The organism is uncultured Azohydromonas sp. (assembly GCF_937926365.1).
Taxonomy (GTDB): domain Bacteria; phylum Pseudomonadota; class Gammaproteobacteria; order Burkholderiales; family Burkholderiaceae_C; genus Azohydromonas.
This window is the reverse complement of sequence record NZ_CALAOH010000108.1, coordinates 1-5572: the sequence shown is the minus strand read 5'-3', so window position 1 is coordinate 5572 and position 5572 is coordinate 1. Positions and strand designations below refer to the sequence as shown.

Annotated in this window: 4 protein-coding genes; all 4 read right to left on the bottom strand. The window is 75.5% G+C overall.

The window, feature by feature from the left end:
• Window positions 1-1029, bottom strand: a 1029-nt coding sequence (locus tag Q0741_RS11185) for a caspase family protein (RefSeq protein WP_298233280.1), incomplete at its 3' end; no start/stop codon positions are given.
• Window positions 1026-1700, bottom strand: coding sequence for a type VI secretion system-associated protein TagF (gene tagF / locus Q0741_RS11180; RefSeq protein ID WP_298233279.1), 675 nt, complete (start codon window positions 1698-1700; stop codon window positions 1026-1028). The genes tagF and Q0741_RS11185, both read right to left, overlap by 4 nt.
• Window positions 1682-5131, bottom strand: coding sequence for a type VI secretion system membrane subunit TssM (gene tssM, locus Q0741_RS11175; RefSeq protein WP_298233278.1), 3450 nt, complete (start codon window positions 5129-5131; stop codon window positions 1682-1684). The genes tagF and tssM overlap by 19 nt, the downstream gene beginning before the upstream one ends.
• Window positions 5132-5138: 7 nt before the next feature.
• A partial coding sequence (locus Q0741_RS11170) for an OmpA family protein (RefSeq protein ID WP_298233277.1) occupies window positions 5139-5572 on the bottom strand: 434 nt, incomplete at its 5' end.

The window sequence follows — 5572 nt, the reverse complement described above, 5'->3', positions numbered from 1 at the left end:
CGCCGCCGTGGCCGCCCCCGTGCCCACGGTCGCCGGCAGCGAAGCCGCCGTCCCCGCCGCGGCCACCGCGGTACCCGCGGTCGAGGGCGCTCCAAAGGCCGCCAGCCGCGCCTGCGCCAGGGACGCGAAACGCCCTTGCGGGTACTGCCGCAGGTAGGCCCGGTACTCCTCGGCGCGCGTGGAGGCCTGGATGCTGTTCCAGAACGCGATCTCGCCCGCCGCCTCCACGTCCGGCGCCGCCGCGGCCGTGGCGGACACGCCCGGCACGAAGGCGAACTCGCTCTGCAGCGAGGAGCTTTCCCAGGGCACCTGCTGCTGCTGCGTCTCGCGCACCACGCCCTCGCGCACGCGCTTGAACACCTGTTCCACCGACAGTCCCGGCGTGAGCAGGTGCCTGGCCAGGTGCGCGGCATAGACGCTGTTGGCGCCGGCGCCGCCGCCCGAGTCCGCCGCCAGCTTGCCGGGCGCGGTGGCGTAGGCCAGCAGGGTGCCCACCGGCGCATCCATCTGCGCCAGGCCCTGCGCAGCCACCGTCTTGCCCAGGAAGGGGTTGTTGCGGCAGGCATCCAGGATCACCAGGTTGATGCGGCTCCTGGCATGGGCCATGCGGCCGAGCACAAAGCCCACGTCGATGCCGGCGATGGGGATCTCGTCCTCGCTGCGGATCTCGGCGTCCACGGGGATCAGGTAGTTGCGGTCGCGCAGCTGCAGCCCGTGGCCGGCGTAGTACAGCAGCGCCACCGTGTTCTCGTTGAGGCGGCTGCCGAAGCCGCGCAGCGCCTCCAGCAGGCCGGCGCGGTCCAGGTCCTGGCGCAGCGTCACCTCGAAGCCCGCCTTCTGCAGCACACCGGCGATCAGCCGCGCGTCGTTGACCGGGTTGTCCAGCGGGTCGGTGCGGTAGGCGGCGTTGCCGATCACCAGCGCGATGCGCGCCTCCGTCACCTCGCGCCCCGCTGGCGCACCCACGGCCCAGCCCGCCATCGCCAGCAGCACGGCCATCGACAACAGCAGGCGCAGCAGGGATTTCACGCGCACGCCCCCAACAGTTCGGTCATGGCCACGACCGGCGGCAGCGCGTCGAAGCGGCAGCGCAGCTCGCCGCCGGCGCGTGCGAACCACCAGTGGCTGCCCGGCGCTGCCGCCTGCGCCAGCGCCGCGGCGCCATCCCAGGGACCCCAAGGCCCCCAGGGGCCGCCTCCCTCCCCGCCCGGCGCGGGCGCCGGCAGCGGCGCGTCGCGTACCGCTTGCGCCAGCGCCTGCTCCAGGTCCTCCACCGTGAAGCTCACGTCCAGCGCGCGGCGCATGGCCGCGTCCAGCGCCTCGAACCAGCCCGGCGCGGCCTGCACCTGGGCCAGCGTCACGTCGGGCTGCGCCACCGTCAGCGGGAAGTGGCGGCCCACGCGGTCGATGCTGGGCATCAGCAACCCGGTCCAGGAGCTCTCGCCCAGCAGCCCCGGCGGCAGCCAGAAGCGCACGATGGGCGCCACCAGGTAGCCCTGCAGCCAGCGCGGGCCCAGCGCCTCGCGTGAGCTCGCCAGCGCATGGCGCAGCCACGCGTCCCAGCCGCTGACGAAGGCTTCGGGCAGCCGGCGCGAGGCGAAATCGCCCAGGTGCGGCAGCTTCCCGTACCAGCCGGGCAGCAGCGCCGCGGCCGCCGGGCGTGTCGCGGGGGTCGGGTTCACTAGAGGCGTCTCGGACATGCGAAGGACTCCAGCTCGCTGCGCAGCACCGGGTTGAGCGCGCTGGTGCTGCGCGCCTCGAAACGGGCCTTTCGGCCCTCCACGTCGAAAACCAGCTCCACGCGACCGCCGCCCATGGGCTCGACGCGCACGCGGTCGAACAGCCTCAGCAGCGCCCAGGGCCCGTCGAAGCTGTAGCCCGCACCCTGCCCGGCGCGCAGCGTCACGCGTCCGGGCGCGCCCTCGGCGGCCGGCCAGCGCAGGCGCTGCGGCGCCTTGAGCTCGCGGCGAAAGCGCAGTGTCTGCCCGTCCACGTCGATGGTGAACTCCGACAGCGCCGGGTCCAGCTCCAGCAGCCGCAGCTCCAGCTGCACGCCGAAGCGCCGTCCCCCGTCGGTGAAGAAGGCGTCGCGCACCTGCCGCGCGCGCTGGAAGGCGGCCGGCGTGGCGCTTTCGCCGTAGGGCAGCAGTTGGCGCTGCACGAAGCCGTCGATCACGCCGCCGGCGCCGAAGAAGCGGATGAAGTCCTCACGCGACACCTCCTGTCTCGCGCCGCGCGTGAAGGGGTAGCGGTTGTCCAGGCTGCGGCTGCACGCCGTCCCGACCTCGGCCGAGAGCTGGCGCGACAGCGGCTCGCGCAGCGCCGCCAGCGCCTGCGCGTTGGCCGCCGCGGCAAAGGGCGACAGCAGCGCCTTCACCGGCTCGGGCGCCTGTGCCGCGGTGGCGCTCAGCGAGCGCAGCGCCGGGCCGGGCGGCGGCAGGCGGCGCTGGCGCAGGGCGTCGTCGATCACGGTGAGCTGCTGGCCCGCGCCGCCCAGCAGCGACAGCGCGTCGTCCAGCGGCGAGGGCGGCCCGGCCACGAAGCCCGCCAGCGCGCCGTAGCGCTCGGACAGCGGCGGCGACACCGCCACCTCGCGCGCCACGGCTCGCAGCAGCTGCGCCAGCGGCGAGTCCGTGCGCGACAGGGCCTGCGCCAGCTCCACGCTGGCTGCCAGCGTGGGCGTAGGCGCCAGCCGCAGGTCGTCGATGAACGCCCCCCACTGGCGCGCGTGGTCGGCCAGGTACAGCCGCTCCACCGCCTCGGCCAGCGGGGGCGCCACGGCGCCTGCGCTGGCCCCGTCGGCAGCCGGGGCGCCGTTGCCCGTACCCGCCTCCGGGGCCGGCGCCGCCGGCGTGGCCAGCACGATCGGCATGGCGCGCGCGCCGGCCGAGCCCAGCACCCAGGCGCGCTCACGTTCGAGCTGGCGCAGCACCTCCTGGGTGCGCTCGCGCAGGCGCTGCGGGTACACCGCGCGCGTGTAGAAGCCGGGCACGCCCTCGTCCAGCGGGCGGCCGCTGGCGCGGGCGAAAAATTTGACGTTGCCCGCGCCGGCCACCGACGCGACGCTGAAGGCCGGCGTCCCGGCATCGCCCTGGCGCAGCCGGTTGTAGACGCGGTCGGCTACCGGCACGCTGGCCACCAGCGCGCGGGCCTGGGTGATGAGCTGCGGATCGGCCCGCTGCGGCGCCCCCACCTCGCCGCCGGCCAGCAGCCGCTGCAGGTGGTGGCGCAAGGCGGCGCGCTGGGCCTCGGTGGCGGGCAGCGTCGCGTCCCAGTCCGAGCCCAGATCGGCGCGCAGCGCGGCGGCATCGAAGTTGCGGCCGGCGAACAGCATCAGGTAAGCGCGCAGCGCCTCGTACACCACCTCCACGTGCTCGCGCCCGCCGCTGCGCAGCCGCGCCTCCAGCCGCGCGGCGATGCGGTGCAGGTACACGTCCTTGAGCAGCCGCGCGTAGCTGTCCTCGGCGGCGGCGGCCAGCAGGTCGCGCCGGTCCAGGCCCAGCGAGGGCATCGCGGCCGGCGCGGACACCTGGGCGAAACGCTCCACGCCACCCAGCAGCGGCAGTAGCGCCACCAGGTCGGTGGGCGCGGTGGCGCGCGCCGCCTGGGCCTGCTGCCGTAGCGCGGGCAGCCGCGACGCGGCCTCGGCCAGCAGCTCCCGGTTGTGCGCATAGGCGCGCCAGCCCAGGGCGATGGTTCCCAACGCCACGGCGCCGCACAGTCCCGCCAGGCCGAGCCGCAGCGCCGTGCGCTGGCGCTCGCGGCGCAGGTTGAGCCCGGCCAGCCCCGCTTCGGCGAAGACCACGTCGCGCAGCAACCGCGTGACGAAGAAGCTGCGCCCGCTGGGGCGCGTCGGCGCCAACAGCCGGCCCGACAGGCCCAGCGTGCGCGCGATGCCGCCCAGCGCACGGTCGATGGGCGTGCCCTCCTGCGTCGCGCTGGTGAAGTACACGCCGCGCAGCAGCACGGGCGCCGCGACGCCGTCCGGGGCGGCGGTTGCGGCGGCGCCCTCCTCGCCGGGCGTGGTCGGCGCGAAGGTCGTCTGCAGCAGCTCCAGCAGCAGCTCGTGCAGCAGCCGCCACTGCTGCGGGAAGGCGAACAGCGCGGCGCGGCGCTCGCGGTCGGCCTCGGCGTGCAGCCGCTCCAGCAGGTACTCGCCCAGGCGCTTCTCCAGCGCCGCGAGCTCGCTGCTCATCAGCGGCAGCGGGTCGGCCGGTCCGCCCTCGGCCGGCAAGGTGAAACCCCAGACCTGGGCGCGCTCGTCCTTGTCCAGGTCGGCGAAGAACTCCATGAAGCCGGCCAGCAGGTCCGTCTTGGTCACCAGCACGTACACCGGGAAGCGCAGTCCCAGGTGCTGGCGCAGCTCGGCGATGCGCGCGCGCAGCGCCAGCGCGTGGGCGCGGCGCGCGTCGGGGCCGGTGCCCAGCAGGTCCGCGACGCTGACGGTGAGCAGCACGCCGTTGACGGGGCGGCGCGGACGGTGGCGCTTGAGCAGTGCCAGGAAACCCAGCCAGGCGGCGCGGTCCTGGGCCTGGTGGCTGTCCTGCGTGGTGTAGCGGCCGGCGGTGTCGATGAGCACGGCCTGATCGGTAAACCACCAGTCGCAGTTGCGCGTGCCGCCCACGCCGCGCAGCGCCTGGCCGTGCCCCAACTGCTCCGACAGCGGGAATTCCAGCCCCGAGTTCACCAGCGCGGTGGTCTTGCCCGCACCGGGGGCGCCGATGATCACGTACCAGGGCAGCTCATAGAGGTAGGGCCGCGGCGACAGCAGGTGGCGCCAGGAACGCCGAGCACCCAGGCGCGAGCGCCGCAGCTGCGCCACCGCCTCCTTGAAGCGCCGACCCAGCAACTCGACCTCGGCCGTGGCCGGCGCGTCCTCCTCGGCCACCAGCCCGTCGAGCAGCCGGGCGTTGTTGCGCCGCGCCTTGAGCGCCTGCCCGGCCACCAGGGCCAGACTCAGCACCAGCAGCGCCGCCAAGGTCCAGCCGCGCGCGGCCTCGCTGGCCAGCGGCACCACCCCGGCCACGGCCACCAGCGGGCCGACCCACCAGATCAGCGCCGCCGCGGCCAGCACGCCGGCGGCCTGCAGCAGGGGGCGCAGCCAGGGGAAATCGGGCCGGGGCTTGGTCATGGCTGCCTCACCCCTCCGGCCGTGCCAGCCGCAGCTCGATCTCGATGCGCCGGTTGCGCGCCCGGTCCTCGGCTGAGCGCCCGCTCGCCACCGGCTCAGCATCCGCGCGCCCCTCGGCGTGCAGCCGCGTCAGCGGCAGCCCCTGGCGCGCCAGCTCGTCCAGCACGGCTTGCGCGCGGGCACGCGACAGGTGCCAGGCGCTGGGGTACTGCAGCGAGGCGGCGGTGGCGTCGTCGCTGTGGCCAATGACGTTGACCTGCCCCGGGCTGGCGCGCAGCGCCTGCGCCACGCGGCCCAGCAGCGCCGGTGCACGCGGCGAGTCCAGGGTCGCGCCGCTGCCCTTGAACAGCGCGTCGGCCGGCAGCGTCAGCACCGAGCGCAGCCGCTCGTCGCGCACCGCCAGCGCACCGGCGTCCGCCTCGGCCCGCAGCAGCGGCGCCA